The sequence below is a fragment of the Mesorhizobium loti CJ3sym genome (assembly GCF_000472785.1).
Classification (GTDB): Bacteria; Pseudomonadota; Alphaproteobacteria; order Rhizobiales; family Rhizobiaceae; genus Mesorhizobium; species Mesorhizobium loti_E.
Map to the genome: position 1 here is coordinate 1 of NZ_AXAL01000029.1, position 16,066 is coordinate 16,066.

The window sequence follows — 16,066 nt, forward strand, 5'->3', positions numbered from 1 at the left end:
GAACCATCAACCGACATGCCGGCCACCATGGTGCTCGAAGTTCCGGGCGGCGACATGATTGGATGGGTAGCGGCTCTGGTCGATGCCGGACCGACGGGGATGGTCGATCGCGACACTCTGGATTTCGCGCGCGATCGCCGCGAGATCGTCGTGGAAGGGCACGTCGTCGAATTGACCAGCCTGGAGGCGCAAGTCCTTGGTGAACTGATCGACCATGCGCCCGCGGTGGTCCGACGCGAGGACCTGATCGAACGCATCTGGCGACGCACCTATGTCGGCAGCAACGTCGTCGATACGGTCGTGCGGACGTTGCGCAAGAAGCTGGGGCCCAGGCGCGATTGCATCCAGACGGTCCCGAAGGCCGGCTATCGATACGTCACCGCGGCACGCCTGCCGCAAACCCGCGAGACCGCCGACGGCAGCGCCGGGCGTGCAGCTCATTCCTTGGCCGGCTCTTCGTAGATGCCGATGATCAGCAGCCATGCACCCGAAATGAGGAAGGCGAACAGGACGATGGTTCCAAGGGCCGCGATGTAGAGTCCTATGCCGCGTCCGAGAACCAGGAGAAACGCGCCGGCGACTTCGGCCAGGTAACACATCGTGCCACCCGCTAGTCGGGGCGCGGTCAGCCCGATGGTACTCATCCCCGACTTGATGGCGACGACATAACCTCTGACAAAGATGAATGTCGCGATGAGCCACAGCAAAAGCCATTCGAGGCCCAGTGCCGGAAGATACTGACCGCCCAGAAGCGCCAGGCTGCAGGCCATGAAAATCGCGCTGAAGCCCGACAGCATGTTGATGGCCCGGTTCTTGTGCGTCGTGTTGCGGACAATGCGTTCGGGATTGATCGAGATCGCCACGAAGATCAACCCGGCCAGCCCCGCCGCGCCGCCGCCCACCATGACGAAGAAATTGGTCCATTGATCCAACATGACTTGCCCCTCGGGTCCGAGCTTCAGCCGGCTCGATGGTAGGCTAGCATAGGTGGGTTCTCGAACTCCACGGGGCGAGACGGCTGAGCGGGAGGGCGTGGTTTAAGCGACATGTCCGGGATTCTTGTGGCATGGCGGTGCCCATCATTGGGAACGATCAAGACCTGTGGATCAGCATCGGCGGGTGATGCGCACCCTCCCGGGGAAGACCGATCGCCATGGCCAAGCGGAAGTCCTGATCGAGGCCAAATCCTGACTGGCGAGCACGATATGATCCGGAAGCTCAAGGATGGGAAATACTGGCGTTATTCGCAAGAAGGATGAGAAGACCGGGAAAAGGTGGGATCTGGGGACGTTTGAGCCGCAGGAAGCAGCGGAGAAGCATGAGCGCGAGGTGCGGTATTTCAAGCGGCATTGAGGCAGGAGTGGGTAGCTGCCCTACCTTAGCGGTTGAAATGGCAACAGACGACGCGCTGCAGGACCGCCCTAAAGACGGTGGCAAAACCAGTTCGAGGCGTCAGTAGATCTTGTACCTGGCAGCTATCCGAATTTCGACGGCGGAGTTAGCCGCCGAACAAGTGAGCCAACCTTCTGTGCAATCCATCAAAGAACGGTTCCATGAACCGCAATTTGAAGAGGTCCGCAAATGCAAGTATAGTCACAACGGCCAGCACGCCGCTCAACACCCACAAAGTCCTGGAAGAGTGAGCTTCTTCATTTTGTAGGATAAATGCATCGCCAACAACCCAAACTAGTGCCAGTAATAGCAAAATCTTCAACCCCGTCACCACCCGATATGCGAGCGCGCGCGCGGTCCGTTTCTTTTCTTCGGCGAGTTGAGCCCGGATTTCAGCTTTGGCCTCCGCAACGGCTACGTCAACGGCATTTCGCTCACGAAGGCGCGCGTGCTCCAACTCCTCCGCCTTGGTCTGCTCCATCCGTTGCACGATCGAAGCCTTGTCTTCCTCAGCCCGCCTTCGATCGTCAGCTAGCCTCGCCTCTTGTTGCTCGGTCATGCGTTTCTGCTCGGCTTCGGCCCGGCTCAATATCTCGGCCATATTGAGCTGACGCACGATGGCGGAGCTGCCGAAACTCTCGTCCTGGGCAATCCGCCGAGCGGCCTGGATGGTCAACGCGTTAGTGCCATTGCTTGAATAATCCTCCAACGAATCGGAAACGACTTGCTCTATGCCCTCGCGGAAATACTTGAACCATTCTGCGTCGGGCCGAACTGCCGCGAAGCAGTTGGTCAAAAGCTCGCGCCCCGCCTTCTCAGGCGGAATCGTCTGATCTTTCAGGAGCCAGGCGATGGTGGCCATCTGTCCGAGCGAGATGATTGGAGGGAAGTTGTTGTAACCAAGCATCCGTTCCTCGATGAGGAAGCGCCTCGACGCATAGGCGAGAAAGGTGTTGGGCGTCACAAAGACGAACCCGCAATCCGCGAGATCACGGGTTCTGTTGCCGCGCCGCAGGCGCATAATCAAGGCGAGAAAACCAGAGTCATTGGTGCGGTTCTTCTCGTTGTATAGGCGCCCGGACTTCCTTGCTTGGGTGGCGAGATAAGTGGAAAATCCCGCCTCGTCGATTTGAAAGCGAGCAGCATCGGCGGCGTTGGACTCCAGCTTTTCAGCTGGGAAAATATTAAACCGTGCCAACTGCTCGGGAAAGTTATTCTGTAGCATACGGAGGCTTGTTGTCGTAACCTCTCCGTCTGCGATTGCGGCAGCCGTCTCACCCTCCAGTTCCCCTCCCGTGTCTTTAACATACACGATAGTATTCAGAATGTTGGATACCTCAGCCTCGTTGCCAGAAAAGTATCGAATTTCCATCCCAAGATCTTGCAGGTAGCGCGTCAATTCCTCAGTGGCAACTTTCAGACTCTTGCCGGAACATCCCAACTGCCGGAGCAATACCGCCGTGTCATAAAACACCGTCACAGGTTTATCGAGGCTGAGCGAGCCGATTTCCGTGATTGACGAGATAAAGTCCTCGATCAGTACGCCCATGAAGATGTGGACGATTTTCTCAAAATGCTCAGGTGAGTCCGTGTTCAACTTGCGGATAAAAGCGGCGACAATCGCCATCTCGGCTGAGCTGGGATCAATCAGCGCACCTTTTATTTTTACAATAGCTGCAGCACCTTTATCAGTACGGACCCGCAGGAACGAAATAAGTGCCTGTCCCCATGTTCCCGATGGTGGGGGCTTCACCGTGAAGCCAACCGTCTCTGCGTAAGCTGCTAGCTCGGCAGTGATGTCATCAAACTCGGTCTCAATCTCCGACTTCACAACATCGAACTTGCTCTCGTGTGGCACGGCAAAGTGAGCTTTAACCTGTTGACGATATGTCACAAAACCTTGCTGAGCGAGTGCCTTGATAAGTTGGTCAATCGCGTACTGTGGGATGTCAAAACCGAAGTCCTGTTTGAGGTAAGTCTGGATGCCCTGGGCTGTGACTTGCTTCCCGGCAATCTTGTTCGTGTAGGGCGCGACGAACGGAATAAGGCAATCTAGCGCATCGCGTACTGGGTTTGCACTGATCTCCGTGCGCCTAAAAGCTGCCCACAGGAATGCGTATGCTTTCGCCTCCCTGTTAGCGCCCTTAAGCTCGAATAATTCATCAATTGTAGTTTTCGCTTCGGCGTCCACCCGGCAATCCCCCATGCCTACTTCCAGTAGTGTCGCGACACACGGGTGTGAAAGCAAGGGCCTACAAATGAGTCAGCCGAATGTACGCGCTAGGCAGTTTGTACTTGGCGCGATGCGCTTGCTGAACGGCCTCTCGGAGCGAACCATCGGCTAGGCCCATTAACCATTCGTTAACCATCCTCCCGCTAGCGTTTACCTCTCAGTAAGGATTCGCCAGCCGTGACCTTTGCCGCTCCCCTCGAGGCCAGATCCATTCGCTTTCGTGCCCGCTCTTTTGTCGCTTTCACACTGACCCCGGAAGCGCCCATGAAGGGGTGGCTGGAGGGGTTGGATCACTGGATCGGCAATTCGCCGGGGTATTTTGCCGGGCGGCCGGTGTTGCTGGATCTGAACGTCTTGAAGCCCGCCCCAAGCGAGATCGCGGCGCTGGTGGCGGAGCTTTTTACGCGCGGCATTCGCATCTATGCCATCGAGCTTGAAGGGGCTGTTCTCGGCCCCGAACTGCCGCCGGTGCTGGTCGGCGCCAAGGAGGCGACGACGGATGGGTTGCTGCCGGGCCGCAAGGCGCGGGACGAAAGCAAGCCGGAGGGCAAGGCGCCGGAGCGCGGCCTGGATGCGCGCGCGGATGCCGGTGCGAAGGGCAAGGCTGGCGCAAGCAAGACCGAGGACAGCGAGCCGCAGGTTTCGCATTACGATTCGGGCACGCTGATGATCAAGGCGCCGATCCGTTCCGGCCAGGCGATCATGCATCCGCATGGCGATGTCATCGTGCTGGGCTCGGTCGCGTCCGGTTCGGAGATCGTCGCGGCGGGCTCGATCCATGTCTACGGCACGCTGCGCGGGCGGGCTTCGGCGGGTGCGCTGGGCAACACCGGGGCGCGCATCTTCTGCCGCCGCAACGAGGCCGAGCTTCTGTCGGTCGACGGCTGGTACATCACCGCCGAGGAGATGGAAGGGGTGTCGCGCGGCAAGCCGGTGCAGGCCTTCCTCGACGGCGAGGGCCTGCGCGTCGAGACTTTGAGCTGAGCGACTGATTGAGACGAAGGCCGTCAGGGCGGCCGGGACAACAACCGACAACAACGACGGAGGCTTTTTTCATGGGCAAGGTAGTGGTGGTCACTTCGGGCAAGGGGGGCGTCGGCAAGACCACCTCGACGGCGGCACTGGGTGCGGCCGTGGCCAAGACCGGCAAGAAGGTGGCGCTCGTCGATTTCGACGTCGGCCTGAGGAATCTCGACCTGATCATGGGGGCGGAACGCCGCGTGGTGTTCGACCTCGTCAACGTCATCCAGGGCACTGCAAAACTGTCGCAGGCGCTGATCCGCGACAAGCGGGTCGACACGCTGTTCCTGCTGCCGGCCTCGCAGACGCGCGACAAGGACGCGCTGACGGAAGAGGGCGTCGGCGAAGTCATCGACAAGCTGCGCTCGGTGTTCGACTATGTGTTCTGCGACAGCCCGGCCGGCATCGAGCGCGGCGCGCAGCTCGCCATGCGCTTTGCCGACGAGGCGGTCATCGTCACCAATCCGGAAGTGTCGTCGGTGCGCGATTCCGACCGCATCATCGGCCTGCTCGATGCCCGCACCATGCGCGCCGAACAGGGCGAACAGATCGCCAAGCATGTGCTGGTCACCCGCTATGACGCGGCGCGGGCCGCGCGCGGCGAAATGCTCAGCATCGACGACGTGTTGGAGATCCTGTCGGTGCCGCTGCTCGGCATCATTCCGGAAAGCCAGGACGTGCTGCGCGCCTCCAACCTCGGTTCGCCGGTCACGCTGTCGGAGCCGCTCAATGCGGCCGCCAAGGCCTATCTCGATGCCGCAAGGCGGCTTGAAGGCGAGCAATTGCCCGTCATCGTGCCGTTCGAGCGCAAGGGCTTCCTCGATCGTCTGCTGGGAAGGAGGGCGGCATGAACCTGCTCGACATCTTCAAGCGGCGCTCCAGCGCGCCGGTGGCGCGCGAGCGGCTGCAAGTGCTGCTCGCCTATGAGCGCCGCAACCGCAACCAGCCCGACCTCGTCTCCATCCTGCGCGAGGAGATCATGGCCGTCATCGCCAAGCATGTGCAGATCGACCAGGATTACCTCCAGGTGTCGATGGACAGGGGCGAGACCATGTCGACGCTGGAGATCGATATCCAGATCCCCAACAAGAGCGCCGTGCCGCTGGCGATGGCGGGGTAGGATGGGAAGGTCGCGATCCTTCGCGCCCCCCTCTGTCCTGCCGGACGTTCGTCATTTGGAAAGCCAAGCAATTGGCTTTCCATCCGCTTCGCGGACCATTCCTCAACCCCCGCAAGGGGGGAGATTGGCCGTAATCGCGGCCTTCGCCAATCACCTATGTTGCAAGAACAGCTGAGGCGCCGAACCTGCCGATCTCCCCCCAAGTGGGGGAGATGTCCGGCAGGACAGAGGGGGGCGCTGTCCCGCCAGAATGCCCCTTATTGACACCGTTATAATTTAAGCTCTCACTAATGTTTGTTAAGCAAACGTTTGGGAGGCAATGATGCCGGGCATCGATCAAGCAGTGCAGGACCTGACGAAAGCCGCGAAGGACTATGGAACGGCGCGCCAGGACGAAGAGGCCGCGCAGGCCGCTGAAGAGGCCGCGCTGGCGGCGATGAAGGCGGCCAGCAATGCGGTGATGCGGGCCAAGGGCAAGGAAGCGACGGCCGCCGCCGGGCGCGAGTTCCACCGGGTCGAGCCGCTGTGGCGGGCCGCCAACACCAGGCGCAAGAAGGCGACGCTGGCGCGCATGGCGGCCGAAAAGAAATTCCGCGAGAAGATACGGAAATTCAACGAGGAAATGTGGAAGCTGATGGCGCACTGAGCGGCTGGTGCCGAAGGTGTGTCGTCGAAGCCGGGCGGCGCGACCTACGCGGTTGCGCCGGTGAGCCTCACTGCTGCGCCAGTGCGAAGGAACTGATGAAGTGCTTGACGCTGGCCGAGCTTTCCTGGCCGCGTGAAGCGGTGCACGATACGATGTAGACCCGCGTTCCGTCCGTCACCACCAGCATCGTGTCGATGACCTTGCCGTCGGCGAGTTCAACGTCGAAACGGCGGGCCATGTCGGGTCCGACCTTCAGGGGCGTCTGCTTGCGCACCTTTCCCGCATTGGCGATGGTGGTGGCGAAGAGATCGAGCACGGCTTTGGGGTCGGAGGCCGATGCGTAGGTCGTCAGGTCGACGGAGTATGAATAGCCCTTGGCGCTGAGTGCCGCTTCGACGTGTGGCGCGGGGCCGACGCGGCTCTGCGTCGTGTCCCTCTTGACCGTGGGGGTGCCGGGAAAATCGATGCGGTATCCGTCACCGGCCGGTTCGAAAGCGATCCACTTGGCCGCCGCTTGCGCCGACGCCACCGCGCCGAGAAGCACCAGTGCCGGTATCGCCAACCGAAAGAGCCTCATCGCTTTCCCCCCTGATGCACTGGGCCGAGCATACAGGCGGCCTGGCTGAGAAGCACGCGATTTGCGGCGTTGCTATGGTCTCGCCGGCCCTTGGGGTCTCTACAAGGGAGCGACGAAACCGGGTTCTGTGTGATGCCAGCGCCAGGCGCCCCCCTCTGCCCTGCCGGGCATCTCCCCCTCAAGGGGGGAGATCGGATGTCGCGAAGGCTTTCGCCAACCACCAACGTTGCAAAGAATGAGCTGTCGCCGAAGCAACCAATCTCCCCCCTCGAGGGGGAGATGTCCGGCAGGACAGAGGGGGGCGCTGTCCCGCCGACGTTGCCTTTTCATTTGCCCTCACACAGCCGCAAACACCACCGTCTGCGCCAACCCACCCCCTTGGCGGTTCTCCAGCGTCACCGTCCCGCCATAGCGCTCGATGATTTCCTTGGCGATGGCCAGCCCCAGGCCGGCGCCGGGGATGAATTGCTGGCGGCCGGGGTCGACGCGGAAGAAGGGTTCGAAGGCCTTGTTGATGAGGTCGGGGGGAATGCCCGGGCCGTTGTCGGAAATGGTCAGCACGGCACGCCTGTCGGCCAAGGCGAGATCGATGCTGCAGGCCTTGCCGTGGGTGGCGGCGTTGACGATCAAATTGCGCAGCGCGCGGCGCAGGCCGAGCGCGCCGGCGCGCACCGACACATTGTCCAGATGGCCGATCGAGACGGCATGGCCGAGCGAGACCATCTCGGCTTCGATATCCTCCACCATCTTGCGCAGGTCCAGCGTCTCGACGGCGTCCTGGTTGACCTCCTCGCGCACCAGGCGGATGGCGCTGTCGGCGATGCGGTCGAGCTCGTCGAGGTCGTGAAGCCATTTGTCGCGTTCTTCGTCGAGGAACTCGGCGCGCAGGCGCATGCGCGTCATCGGCGTGCGCAGATCATGGCCGGCGGCGGCCACCAGCCGCATGCGGCTTTCCATGGCGGTGCGCAGCCGCGACGAGAGCTGGTTCAGCGCATGCGCGGTGGCCTTCACCTCGGCCGAGCCCACTTCCGGCACCGCGGCCAGCACGCCGTCACTGCCGATCTTGGAGGCGGCGGCCTCCAGCATTTCCAGCGGCCGGATCAGCACCGAGGTGAAATAGACCGAGACGGCGGTGGCGCCGGCGACGATCAACGAGATCCAGCCGGCCAGAACAAGCCATTCGCGCCCGGGCGGCTTGAGGTGCGGCACGTCAGTGATCGCCCAGCGGTGATCGGGCATTTGCACCGAGGCGGTCTGGCCGGGTCCGTCGGGCTTCTCGCTGATGATCGCCAGAAGGTCGAAGCCGCGGCGCTGCAGGATGTCGTTGAGCATCGCCGTTTCCGCACGGGCGACCTTGCCGGGGGCCGGATGGTCGGTGAATTGCACCCGCAGCACGTCCGGAATGGGTCCCGGCAGCAGCCGCACCACCAGTTCCATCTGCTGGGCGATCCACGGCACGGTCAGCTCCGGCGGCGGCCCGCCGCCGCGCACGCTGATGACGGCGGCCGTCGCCAGGCCGACGACGCCGACGATCGAAAGGATCAGCAGCAGGATGAGGCGGCGGCGCAGCGAGTTCACGCCTGTGCCTCCACAGCCTCGACGCGCGCGGTCAGCTGGTAGCCGCCATTGCGCACCGTTTTGAACAGTGGCCCGTCGCCGGTGTCGGAGAATTTGCGGCGCAGCCGGCTCATCAGCACGTCGACAGAGCGTTCGAGCGGGTCGCGCTCGCGGCCTTGCGTCAGGTCAAGCAGCTGGTCTCGTGAGAGCAAGCGGCCGGGACGATCGAGGAACACCTGCAACAGGTCAAACTCGGCGCCGGTCAGATCGACAAGCTCGCCGCGTGCATCCATCACCTTGCGGGTGTCCGGCTCCAGCCGGTAGCTGGCGAAGCGATAAATGCGCGCGCGGGGCGCCGGCGCCTCCTCGGGGGTGGCGCGCCGCAGCACGGCGCGGATGCGGGCGGTGAGCTCGCGCGGGTTGAACGGCTTGCCGAGATAGTCGTCGGCGCCGAGCTCCAGCCCGATGATGCGGTCGACATCTTCCTTCAGCGCCGTCAGCAGGATGACGGGGACATGTGGCTTGCGGTCGCGCATGGCACGGCAGATGTCGAGGCCCGAGCCGTCCGGCAGCATGACGTCGAGCACGACGAGGTCGAACTGGCCGGCGGCGAGCTTCTGCTCGCATTCGCGCCGGTCGGCCGCCACCGAGACGCGAAAACCCTGGCCGTCGAGATAGCGGCCGAGCAGCGTCCTGATCTCGCGGTCGTCGTCAACGACGAGGATATGGGGTTGTGACTGCATGATGCGTGCCCTTTGCCTGACCGTGATTATAGGGAGCGCACGCCAAAGCGGCATGGAAAATTGCAACGCAATGTTTCCAACGGGCCGCCGGAAACGTTCGGAAACAAATTGCCGCTTTGCGGAAACCTTCGGCAACATGCCGACGCGAAGCAGACAAACACGCTTCCTATCCTCAGGGCTGTCCGATGCATGAGAGAAAGGAACACCGTCATGCGAAGCAGACTTCTTGCGCTCGGCCTGTTTTCCGTCGCCGCAATCCACCCCGCGTTGGCGGCACAGCCCGATGCCGGTCCCGGCGATGCGCCGCCGGTGATGGCCCTTCAGGATAGGCCGATTCCTGGTCCGCATGGACCGATGCGGCCTGGTCCGCAAGGTTGGGGTCCGCAAGCCTTCGGTCCGGAAGCCTTTGGCCTCCACCGCATGGGACCGCCGCCGGAATTCATGCTGGCTGCCCGGCTGGCAGTGCTCGAGACGCGCGTCGGCATCCGCAGCGAGCAACTCGACGCCTGGCGCGACTATACCAGCGCGCTGCAGGCCATGCTTGCGCCGCCGCTGCATGATCGCGGCCCCGGCGGCACGGGCGGCCCCGCTGGTCCTGGCGGGCCCGAGGCCAAGGGTCCGGATGCTGGTCCGGGCGGCAAGTCCGACCCCTTCGCCTTCCAGGAAAGGCTGGCCGACGAGGTTACCGCACGCGCCGCTTCGGCCGCCAAATTGAAGGACGCGATCGCCGAACTGCGCACCAAGCTTTCCCCCGAACAGCTCGAAATCCTCGCTTCGGCGGAACGCCCCCACGGACCACCCCCCGGTCCCTGGGGCGGCCCGCCGGAAGACGCAGCCCCACCCGGAGGTCCGCCCGATCAGGGCCGACAGCTTCCGCCACCCCAGCCCGGGAATGGCTGATAACTCCGAGCGGCTGCGCCGGCCGGCCCGGTACTCAACCCGTTCTCGGGCCGGCCGGTTTTCTCAGGGATGGCGGCTCGCCGCCATCCCAACGTTCCAACCATGCCCAATCCACAAATGGAAACACGACAATGTGGGAAGCCATGATGATGCTGCGGCTGATCGCATCGGTCACCCCAAAATTCTCGCTCGGCCGGCGCGCCGGCCATGCCGCCACGCTGCCGGCCTTGCCTGCCGATACGCTGAAGGGCGCGGTGCGCCTGAGCTTCGCCGCCTGGCGGCTGTCGCTGCCGGCTTCGCAGCAGCCTAACTGCCATGGACATCATGACCGCAAGATCGCGTAAGACCTATCTTGTCCTGGCGGGCGTGCTGGTCGTCCTGGTCGCTACGGCGGCGCTGGGCGCCTATGGCCGCGCGACAGTCGCCGCGCAGGTGGCGGCGCCGCGCGTCAGCCTGACGGTTGCCGTCGAAAAGGTGCGCTCGCAGGCCATCGCCTCGTCGATCAGCGCCACCGGCACCGTCGCTGCCTGGCAGGAAGCAACCATCGGCGCCGAGACATCGGGCCTCAAATTGACCGAAGTGCTGGTTGGCGAAGGCGACCATGTGCGCGCCGGCGACGTGGTGGCGCGGCTCGACGCCTCGGTGCTGAAGGCACAGCTGGCCGAGCAAAAGGCTGCGGTCGACCAGGCCCAGGCGACGCTGGACACCGCCGTCTCCGCCGCCGGCCGCGCCGACAGGCTGCTGGCCAGCAAGGCAATCAGCGCTGAGACGGCCGAGGAAAAGACCACCGCCGTCAAGACCGGCCGGGCCGGGGTCGCGCAGGCCGAGGCCGCCGCTGAGCGGCTGCAGGCAGAGCTCGACCAGGCGACCATCCGCGCCCCCTTCGACGGCATCGTCTCCAACCGGCCCGCGGTCGCCGGCTCGATCGTCCAGGCCGGCACAGAGCTGATGAAGATCATCCGCGACAGCAGGCTGGAGGTCGGCGTGCTTGTCCCGGAAAAGGACCTGCCGGCGATCTCGGTCGGGCAGGCGGCAAATGTTGTCGATGCGTCAGGCCGGACTTTCGCCGGCAGCGTCTCCTCGATCGCGCAGACGGTCAGTTCGACGACGCGGCTCGCCACCGTCTATGTCGGGCTGGGCGTTGGCTCGGGCCTGAAGCCCGGCATGTTCGCCCGCGTCTCGATTACCGGCGCCGCCTCGCAAAGGCTCAGCGTCGCCGAGGCAGCCCTTGTCTGGCAGGACGGCAAGCCTGTTGTCTTCGTCGTCGATGCCGCCGGCAAGGCCAGCGCGCGTGCGGTGAGGGTCGGCGGGCACCAGAATGGCCGCGTCGCCATCGAAGGCGGACTGTCGGAAGGCGACAGCGTCGTTGTCGCCGGCGCCGGTTTCCTCAGCGACGGTAATCTGGTGCGTATCGCGGATGCGCAAGCCGGCACTGATGCCGCCGGCAAGGTGGCGGAGGCGGCGCGATGAATGCCATTTCCTCCTGGTCGATCCGCAACCCGGTGCCGACCATTGTTTTGTTCCTGTCGCTGACCATCGCCGGCCTTTACGGCTTCATGCAACTGCGCACCAACAACATGCCGGACATCGACCTGCCGACGGTCACCGTCAACGTCTCGCAGCCGGGTGCGGCGCCCAGCGAAATGGAGGTGCAGGTGGCCCGCGTGGTCGAGAACGCCGTGGCGACGCTCGAAGGCGTCGACGACGTCTCGAGCTCGATCAGCGAGGGCTCCTCCGTCACCACGGTCGAGTTCACGCTGGGCACCGATCCCGAGACGGCGACCAACGATGTCCGCAACGCCGTGTCGGAAGTGCAGTCAAGCCTGCCGGCCGCGGCGCAGACGCCGGTCGTCGCCAAGATGAACGCATCAGGCAATTCGGTGCTGACCTATGTCGTCGAAGCGCCTTCAATGTCGCCGGACGCGCCGAGCTGGTACATCGACAATGATGTCGCCAAGGCGCTGCTCGGCGTCGACGGTGTCTCCAAGATCACCCGTTCGGGCGGCGTCGACCGGGTCATCCGCGTCGAGCTTGATCCGGACCGCCTTGCAGCACTCGGCATCAGCGCCGGCGATGTCAGCCAGACGCTCGCCTCCAACAACGTCAACCAGCCGGGTGGGCGCACCAGCGTCGGCGGCCAGGAGCAGTCGGTGCGCACACTGGCCAGTGCCGGAACCGTCGAGGCGCTGGCCGACACACGCATCGCGCTGAATGGCGCTGGCGGCGTCAAGCTCTCGGACCTCGGCCGCGTGGTCGACAGCTGGGAAAAGCCGCGCCAGGCCGCCTATCTCGACGGCCGGCAGGTCGTCGCCTTCAACGTCTACCGCTCGGTCGGATCGAGCGAGATCGACGTGGTCAAGTCTGCGCGATCTGCGATCGCGAGCATCAGCGCGAAGACCGACACCGCGAAATTCACCGAAGTCACCTCGTCGTCCGGCTTCGTGCAGGAAAGCTATGACGCCGCGTTCGAGGCGCTGTGGCTTGGCGCGCTGCTCGCCATCGGCGTCGTCTGGCTGTTCCTGCGCGACATCAGGGCGACTCTGGTGTCGGCGGTCGCCATGCCGCTGTCGCTGATCCCGACCTTCGCCGTCATGGCGGCGTTCGACATTTCGCTCAACAACATCACCTTGCTGGCGCTGTCATTGGTGGTCGGCATCCTAGTCGACGACGCCATCGTCGAGATCGAGAACATCGTGCGCCATATGCGCCAGACCGGCGCCAGCGCCTACCAGGCGGCAATCGAGGCCGCCGACGAGATCGGGCTGGCCGTGGTCGCCACCACGGCGACCATTGTCGCGGTGTTCCTCCCGGTCGCCTTCATGCCCGGCATTCCCGGAAAATTCTTCTTCTCCTTCGCCGTCGCGGTCTGCGTGTCGGTGCTGTTCTCGCTGCTGGTGGCGCGCATGCTGACGCCGCTGATGGGCGCCTATCTGGTGCGCGCCGGCGGCCATAGCGAGGACGACATGCCGGCCTGGGTGCCGACCTATCTTTGGCTGCTGCGCAAGGCGCTCGACCATCGCTGGATCACGCTCGTCGCCGGCATCGCCTTCTTCGCCGGTTCGCTCGGGCTGGCAACCAAACTGCCGACTGAATTCATGGCGGCGACCGATCGCGGCCGCTCGATGATTTCGGTCGAGCTGCAGCCGGGATCGACGATCGAACAGACGACCGCTGTCGTCCAGGACATCACAAGGCGCCTGAAGGACGAGCCGGCAGTGGACAGCATCTTCGCCACGATCGGCACTGCGGCCGCCTCGGGCGGCGGCCCGAACCGCGGCTCGACATCGGCTGAGGTGCGCAGCGCCAATGTCACCGTCAATTTGAAGCCGCGTGGCGCGCGCAGGGTGAGCCAGCAGCAGTTCGAGGCCGAGGCGTCACCGAAGCTCAACGCTATTCCAGGCGCCCGCATCCAGTTCGGCGCCGACGGCTTTGCCGGCGCCAAGGTGGCGATCACGCTGGTCGGCGACGACGGCGCGGCGCTTGAAAAGGCGAGCGATGCGCTGATCGACGGGATGAAGTCGGTGCCCGGCCTGATCAACCCGACCTCGACGGCGGCGACGACCAAGCCGGAGCTGATCGTGCGCCCCGACAGTGCCAGGGCGGCCGAACTCGGCGTCACGCCGACCGAGATCGCGGCAACGGTCAAGATCGCCACCATCGGCGACACCGACACCAGCCTGGCCAAGTTCAATCTAGGCGACCGCCAGGTGGCTGTCGTGGTGACCTTGCCCGACGGCGCCATCGACGATCCGGCGAAACTGGCCATGCTGCCGCTGATCGGCAGCAAGGGCACCGTGCCGCTGGGCGCCGTCGCCGATATCGGCTTCGATGCCGGGCCAAACAGCATCACAAGGGTCGGGCGCAGCCGCAGCGCCACGATAGAGGCGGATCTTTCCGGCATGACGCTCGGCCAGGCGACCACGGCCATCCATGCCTTGCCGGCGATGCGGAGCCTGCCCGCCGGCGTGCAGGAGCTGGCGCGGGGCGATGCCCAACGCATGCAGGAGCTGTTTTCCGGCTTTGCCACCGCGATCGCCGCCGGCATTTTGCTTATGTACCTGACGTTGGTGCTGCTTTTCCGCGGCTTCGTGCAGCCGGTGACCATCCTGGTCGCGCTGCCGCTTTCGATCGGCGGTGCGCTCGGCTTCATGCTGATTGCCGGCAAGGCGCTTGGCATATCGCCGCTGATCGGGATATTGATGCTGATGGGCATTGCGGCCAAGAACTCGATCTTGCTTGTCGAGTACGCCTTGGTCGCTCAGAAGGAGCGTGGCATGAGCCGCTTCGACGCACTGCTCGATGCTGCCCGCAAGCGGGCACGGCCCATCGTCATGACATCGATCGCCATGGGCGCCGGCATGCTGCCGATCGCACTCGGTATCGGCGCCGACGCCGAGACGCGGGCGCCGATGGCGATCGCGGTGATCGGCGGGCTCATCTCCTCGACCGTGCTCAGCCTCGTCTACGTTCCGGTCGTCTACACCTTCATGGACGACATCCAGCGCTTCCTTGGCCGGCATCTCGCCCGGCTCCTGGTGGAACGATCCGACCTCGACAGCCAGACGGCGACCGCAACTCCAGCGAAAGATCATCCAGGCCATGTCTATCCAGTCTAGCCCGTCTTCCCGCCGCCGGCTCGCACCCTGGGCAGCAGCGCTTGCTGCCACGGTTCTTCTGGCCGCCTGTTCGCAGGAGGGAAGCAAAGCTCCCGCCGGCATGGCCGGTGCAAGCAAGCCGCAAGTCGGCGTCGTCACGCTGCACCCGCAATCGGTGGCGATAACGGCCGAACTGCCGGGACGCACGTCAGCCTCGCTGACCGCCGATGTGCGCCCGCAGGTCAACGGCATCATCCAGGCGCGACTGTTCAAGGAAGGCAGCGAGGTGGTGGTCGGGCAGCCGCTCTACCTCATCGATCCAGCGAGCTACCAGGCATCCTATGACAGTGCGCAGGCAGCCCAGCAGAAGGCTGAAGCGGCGGTTCCGACCGCGCAGGCCAAGTTCGACCGCTATGCCGGCTTGTTGAAGCAGAACGTTGTTTCGAAACAGGATTATGACGATGCCGCGGCAACGCTGGCGCAGGCCAATGCGGATGTGGCGTCGGCCAAGGCCAGTGTCGAGACCGCACGCATCAATCTCAACTACACCAGCATCACCGCGCCGATCGCCGGCCGCATCGACAAGTCGTCGCTGACGCCAGGCGCCCTGGTCACCGCCAACCAGGACACCCTGCTCACCACCATCCGTTCGCTCGATCCGATCAATGTCGACGTCACGCAGTCGAGCACCAATCTGCTCAATCTGCGCCAGGCCATCAATGAGGGCCGGCTGAAGTTCAGCGGCCCCAATGTCAGCGTCAAGCTGAAGCTCGAGAACGGCACCATCTACACGCAGACCGGCAAGCTGGAATTCGCCGGCGCCAATGTCGACCAGACGACAGGCACTTTCGCACTCAGGGCCGAGTTCCCCAATCCCGACCGCCTGCTGTTGCCGGGCATGTATGTGCGGGCGCTGGTCGAGGAGGGCGTTGCCCAGAACAGTTTCCTGGTGCCGCAGCGCGGCGTGACCCGCAACACCAAGGGCGAGGCGACCGCCATGGTCATCAACGCGCAGGGCAAGGTCGAGACGCGTGTGCTGGCTGTCCGCAGCAGCGTCGGCAACAACTGGTTGGTGGATTCAGGTGTCGGCGACGGCGACCGCGTCATCGTCGAGGGCCTGCAACTGGTGCGGCCCGGCGGCGATGCGACGGGCGTCGAAGTGACGATCGACGAGACAACCGGCGAGGTCAAGGACCGCGCGCAGACCTCTTCGTCCGCATCTCCCACAGCGGTGGCCGACAGTGGCCAAAAATCGGCGCAAGGCGCCTCGGCCGGGAACTGAG

At 64.2% G+C, this 16,066-nt stretch carries 15 protein-coding genes; 10 read left to right on the plus strand and 5 right to left on the minus strand.

Annotated features, from left to right (window positions below; all coding sequences use genetic code 11):
• Positions 1 to 462, plus strand: a 462-nt coding sequence (locus A3A9_RS41935) for a winged helix-turn-helix domain-containing protein (protein ID WP_027061986.1), incomplete at its 5' end; no start/stop codon positions are given.
• On the opposite strand, the gene A3A9_RS41940 is transcribed toward A3A9_RS41935, so the two are convergent.
• Together A3A9_RS41940 and A3A9_RS0130275 are read right to left on the minus strand one after the other, a co-directional pair.
• Entirely contained in the window at positions 438 to 935 is a 498-nt protein-coding gene (locus A3A9_RS41940; protein ID WP_051371270.1) for a hypothetical protein, read from the minus strand. The two genes, A3A9_RS41935 and A3A9_RS41940, sit on opposite strands and share 25 nt — an antisense overlap.
• Before the next feature lie 563 nt (positions 936 to 1,498).
• Positions 1,499 to 3,583 carry a hypothetical protein gene (locus tag A3A9_RS0130275; protein WP_152536204.1) on the minus strand — a complete coding sequence of 695 codons (2,085 nt, stop codon included), beginning with the start codon at positions 3,581 to 3,583 and terminating at the stop codon, positions 1,499 to 1,501.
• 219 nt (positions 3,584 to 3,802) lie between these two features.
• Here A3A9_RS0130275 and minC point away from each other — a divergent pair, with 219 nt between their 5' ends.
• The 4 genes from minC to A3A9_RS0130295 all read left to right on the plus strand — a co-directional run bounded on the left by minC (position 3,803) and on the right by A3A9_RS0130295 (position 6,411).
• Positions 3,803 to 4,609: a septum site-determining protein MinC gene (minC, locus tag A3A9_RS0130280; RefSeq protein ID WP_027061988.1), complete on the plus strand. Its 807-nt coding sequence runs from the start codon at positions 3,803 to 3,805 to the stop codon at positions 4,607 to 4,609.
• A gap of 71 nt (positions 4,610 to 4,680) precedes the next feature.
• A complete protein-coding gene (minD, locus tag A3A9_RS0130285) occupies positions 4,681 to 5,496 on the plus strand; it encodes a septum site-determining protein MinD (RefSeq protein ID WP_027030067.1) in 816 nt (271 codons plus the stop codon).
• A complete protein-coding gene (gene minE, locus A3A9_RS0130290) occupies positions 5,493 to 5,765 on the plus strand; it encodes a cell division topological specificity factor MinE (RefSeq protein WP_027030066.1) in 273 nt (90 codons plus the stop codon). The genes minD and minE overlap by 4 nt, the downstream gene beginning before the upstream one ends.
• Before the next feature lie 322 nt (positions 5,766 to 6,087).
• A complete protein-coding gene (locus A3A9_RS0130295) occupies positions 6,088 to 6,411 on the plus strand; it encodes a hypothetical protein (protein ID WP_152536205.1) in 324 nt (107 codons plus the stop codon).
• A 67-nt stretch (positions 6,412 to 6,478) separates the two neighbouring features.
• Here A3A9_RS0130295 and A3A9_RS0130300 read toward each other — a convergent pair whose 3' ends face one another.
• The 3 genes from A3A9_RS0130300 to A3A9_RS0130310 all read right to left on the minus strand — a co-directional run bounded on the left by A3A9_RS0130300 (position 6,479) and on the right by A3A9_RS0130310 (position 9,288).
• Positions 6,479 to 6,988, minus strand: a complete 510-nt coding sequence (locus A3A9_RS0130300) for a hypothetical protein (protein WP_152536206.1) — start codon at positions 6,986 to 6,988, stop codon at positions 6,479 to 6,481.
• A gap of 336 nt (positions 6,989 to 7,324) precedes the next feature.
• Positions 7,325 to 8,566, minus strand: coding sequence for an ATP-binding protein (locus A3A9_RS0130305; RefSeq protein ID WP_027061991.1), 1,242 nt, complete (start codon positions 8,564 to 8,566; stop codon positions 7,325 to 7,327).
• Complete coding sequence (locus A3A9_RS0130310; protein WP_027061992.1) at positions 8,563 to 9,288, minus strand: response regulator; 726 nt, start codon at positions 9,286 to 9,288, stop codon at positions 8,563 to 8,565. Before A3A9_RS0130310 ends, A3A9_RS0130305 begins: the two co-directional genes overlap by 4 nt.
• Before the next feature lie 210 nt (positions 9,289 to 9,498).
• On the opposite strand from A3A9_RS0130310, the gene A3A9_RS0130315 reads away from it, so the two are divergent.
• From A3A9_RS0130315 to A3A9_RS0130335, 5 genes are all read left to right on the plus strand, one after another.
• The gene (locus A3A9_RS0130315; protein ID WP_027061993.1) at positions 9,499 to 10,188 is read left to right on the plus strand and encodes a hypothetical protein; all 690 of its coding nucleotides are present in this window, start codon (positions 9,499 to 9,501) and stop codon (positions 10,186 to 10,188) included.
• 131 nt (positions 10,189 to 10,319) lie between these two features.
• Entirely contained in the window at positions 10,320 to 10,532 is a 213-nt protein-coding gene (locus tag A3A9_RS0130320) for a hypothetical protein (protein ID WP_027061994.1), read from the plus strand.
• Positions 10,513 to 11,658, plus strand: coding sequence for an efflux RND transporter periplasmic adaptor subunit (locus A3A9_RS39750; RefSeq protein WP_161634555.1), 1,146 nt, complete (start codon positions 10,513 to 10,515; stop codon positions 11,656 to 11,658). The genes A3A9_RS0130320 and A3A9_RS39750 overlap by 20 nt, the downstream gene beginning before the upstream one ends.
• A complete protein-coding gene (locus A3A9_RS39755) occupies positions 11,655 to 14,804 on the plus strand; it encodes an efflux RND transporter permease subunit (protein WP_051371274.1) in 3,150 nt (1,049 codons plus the stop codon). The genes A3A9_RS39750 and A3A9_RS39755 overlap by 4 nt, the downstream gene beginning before the upstream one ends.
• A complete protein-coding gene (locus A3A9_RS0130335) occupies positions 14,788 to 16,065 on the plus strand; it encodes an efflux RND transporter periplasmic adaptor subunit (RefSeq protein ID WP_027061995.1) in 1,278 nt (425 codons plus the stop codon). The genes A3A9_RS39755 and A3A9_RS0130335 overlap by 17 nt, the downstream gene beginning before the upstream one ends.
• Position 16,066: the final 1 nt, after the last annotated feature.

Bases quoted from the DNA above. Each gene is read 5' to 3' on its own strand.
- A3A9_RS0130320 (WP_027061994.1), top strand. From the start codon at position 10,320: ATGTGGGAAGCCATGATGATGCTGCGGCTGATCGCATCGGTCACCCCA.
- A3A9_RS41940 (WP_051371270.1), bottom strand. From the start codon at position 935: ATGTTGGATCAATGGACCAATTTCTTCGTCATGGTGGGCGGCGGCGCG.
- A3A9_RS0130310 (WP_027061992.1), bottom strand. From the start codon at position 9,288: ATGCAGTCACAACCCCATATCCTCGTCGTTGACGACGACCGCGAGATC.
- A3A9_RS0130335 (WP_027061995.1), top strand. From the start codon at position 14,788: ATGTCTATCCAGTCTAGCCCGTCTTCCCGCCGCCGGCTCGCACCCTGG.
- A3A9_RS39750 (WP_161634555.1), top strand. From the start codon at position 10,513: ATGACCGCAAGATCGCGTAAGACCTATCTTGTCCTGGCGGGCGTGCTG.
- A3A9_RS0130300 (WP_152536206.1), bottom strand. From the start codon at position 6,988: ATGAGGCTCTTTCGGTTGGCGATACCGGCACTGGTGCTTCTCGGCGCG.
- A3A9_RS0130295 (WP_152536205.1), top strand. From the start codon at position 6,088: ATGCCGGGCATCGATCAAGCAGTGCAGGACCTGACGAAAGCCGCGAAG.
- minD (WP_027030067.1), top strand. From the start codon at position 4,681: ATGGGCAAGGTAGTGGTGGTCACTTCGGGCAAGGGGGGCGTCGGCAAG.
- A3A9_RS39755 (WP_051371274.1), top strand. From the start codon at position 11,655: ATGAATGCCATTTCCTCCTGGTCGATCCGCAACCCGGTGCCGACCATT.
- A3A9_RS0130315 (WP_027061993.1), top strand. From the start codon at position 9,499: ATGCGAAGCAGACTTCTTGCGCTCGGCCTGTTTTCCGTCGCCGCAATC.
- minE (WP_027030066.1), top strand. From the start codon at position 5,493: ATGAACCTGCTCGACATCTTCAAGCGGCGCTCCAGCGCGCCGGTGGCG.